Annotated in this window: 1 rRNA gene; it reads right to left on the minus strand. The window is 49.6% G+C overall.

What is annotated here, in order from left to right:
* Positions 1-2557: ribosomal RNA gene (locus tag HMPREF2810_RS02905) — 23S ribosomal RNA — on the minus strand; the annotation flags it as partial.
* Positions 2558-2713 lie beyond the last annotated feature (156 nt).

Raw genomic sequence — 2713 nt, forward strand, 5'->3', positions numbered from 1 at the left:
CCCTTGGGACCGACTACAGCCCCAGGATGCGACGAGCCGACATCGAGGTGCCAAACCTCCCCGTCGATGTGGACTCTTGGGGGAGATAAGCCTGTTATCCCCAGGGTAGCTTTTATCCGTTGAGCGATGGCCCTTCCATGCGGAACCACCGGATCACTAAGCCCGACTTTCGTCCCTGCTCGACTTGTAGGTCTCGCAGTCAAGCTCCCTTCTGCCTTTACACTCTTCGAATGATTTCCAACCATTCTGAGGGAACCTTTGGGCGCCTCCGTTACCTTTTAGGAGGCGACCGCCCCAGTCAAACTGCCCATCTGACACTGTCTCCCACCACGATTAGTGGTGCGGGTTAGAGGGTTCATAACACAAGGGTAGTATCCCACCAGCGCCTCCTCCGAAACTAGCGTTCCGGTCTCATCGGCTCCTACCTATCCTGTACATGTGGTACAAACACTCAATATCAAACTACAGTAAAGCTCCATGGGGTCTTTCCGTCCTGTCGCGGGTAACCTGCATCTTCACAGGTACTAAAATTTCACCGAGTCTCTCGTTGAGACAGTGCCCAAATCGTTACGCCTTTCGTGCGGGTCGGAACTTACCCGACAAGGAATTTCGCTACCTTAGGACCGTTATAGTTACGGCCGCCGTTTACTGGGGCTTCAATTCTGAGCTTCGCCGAAGCTAACCCATCCTCTTAACCTTCCAGCACCGGGCAGGCGTCAGCCCCTATACTTCATCTTACGATTTTGCAGAGACCTGTGTTTTTGATAAACAGTCGCTTGGGCCTATTCACTGCGGCTGACGGTCGTCAGCACCCCTTCTCCCGAAGTTACGGGGTCATTTTGCCGAGTTCCTTAACGAGAGTTCGCTCGCTCACCTTAGGATACTCTCCTCGACTACCTGTGTCGGTTTACGGTACGGGCAGTTATTTTCTCACTAGAAGCTTTTCTTGGCAGTGTGACATCAGGAACTTCGCTACTATTATTTCGCTCCCCGTCACAACTTGTCCTTAAAGAGTAAAGCATTTAACTCTACTCAAGACTCATTGCTTGGACATGCACTTCCAATCGCATGCATTCCTTAGCCTACTGCGTCCCTCCATTGCTCAAACAAAAACAACTGGTACAGGAATATCAACCTGTTGTCCATCGCCTACGCCTATCGGCCTCGGCTTAGGTCCCGACTAACCCTGGGCGGACGAGCCTTCCCCAGGAAACCTTAGTCATACGGTGGACAGGATTCTCACCTGTCTTTCGCTACTCATACCGGCATTCTCACTTCTAAGCGCTCCAGCCGTCCTCACGATCGACCTTCAACGCCCTTAGAACGCTCTCCTACCACTACACCTAATGGTGTAGTCCACAGCTTCGGTAATATGTTTAGCCCCGGTACATTTTCGGCGCAGGGTCACTCGACTAGTGAGCTATTACGCACTCTTTAAATGGTGGCTGCTTCTAAGCCAACATCCTAGTTGTCTGTGCAACCCCACATCCTTTTCCACTTAACATATATTTTGGGACCTTAGCTGGTGGTCTGGGCTGTTTCCCTTTCGACTACGGATCTTATCACTCGCAGTCTGACTCCCGGATATAAATGAATGGCATTCGGAGTTTATCTGAATTCGGTAACCCGAGATGGGCCCCTAGTCCAAACAGTGCTCTACCTCCATCATTCTCAATTCCGAGGCTAGCCCTAAAGCTATTTCGGAGAGAACCAGCTATCTCCAAGTTCGTTTGGAATTTCTCCGCTACCCACACCTCATCCCCGCACTTTTCAACGTACGTGGGTTCGGTCCTCCAGTGCGTTTTACCGCACCTTCAACCTGGACATGGGTAGATCACATGGTTTCGGGTCTACGACTACATACTCATTCGCCCTATTCAGACTCGCTTTCGCTGCGGCTCCGTCTCTTCGACTTAACCTCGCATGCAATCGTAACTCGCCGGTTCATTCTACAAAAGGCACGCCATCACTCATTAACGAGCTTTGACTTGTTGTAGGCACACGGTTTCAGGATCTATTTCACTCCCCTTCCGGGGTGCTTTTCACCTTTCCCTCACGGTACTGGTTCACTATCGGTCACTAGGGAGTATTTAGCCTTGCGGGATGGTCCCCGCGGATTCCGACGGAATTTCTCGTGTTCCGCCGTACTCAGGATCCTCCTAGGTGTTGTTAGCATTTCGTCTACGGGGCTTTCACCCTCTTTAGCGGAATTTTCCAAATCCTTCAACTATACTAACAGACTACCATATTGGAGTCCTACAACCCCAACAAGCAAGCTTGTTGGTTTGGGCTCTTCCCGTTTCGCTCGCCGCTACTCAGGGAATCGAATTTTCTTTCTCTTCCTGCAGGTACTAAGATGTTTCAGTTCTCTGCGTCTACCTCTATCAGCTATGTATTCACTGAAAAGTAATATCCTATAAAAGATATTGGGTTCCCCCATTCGGAAATCTCTGGATCATAGCTTACTTACAGCTCCCCAAAGCATATCGGTGTTAGTCCCGTCCTTCATCGGCTCCTAGTGCCAAGGCATCCACCGTGCGCCCTTATTCACTTAACCTTATCAACCTTACGGTTGGGTCTTGATCACTTCTTCTAGCGATAGAAGGTTAATCAATAAATAAGCAATTGAACTTATTAAAAAACTCATTCAACGCGGTGTTCTCGGTTTGTTTTGATTCTTTTTACTTCAATATCCAGTTTTCAATGAACGAAT

Origin of the sequence: Enterococcus sp. HMSC078F03, from assembly GCF_001811595.1 — a bacterium.
GTDB classification, from domain to species: Bacteria; Bacillota; Bacilli; order Lactobacillales; family Enterococcaceae; genus Enterococcus; species Enterococcus faecalis.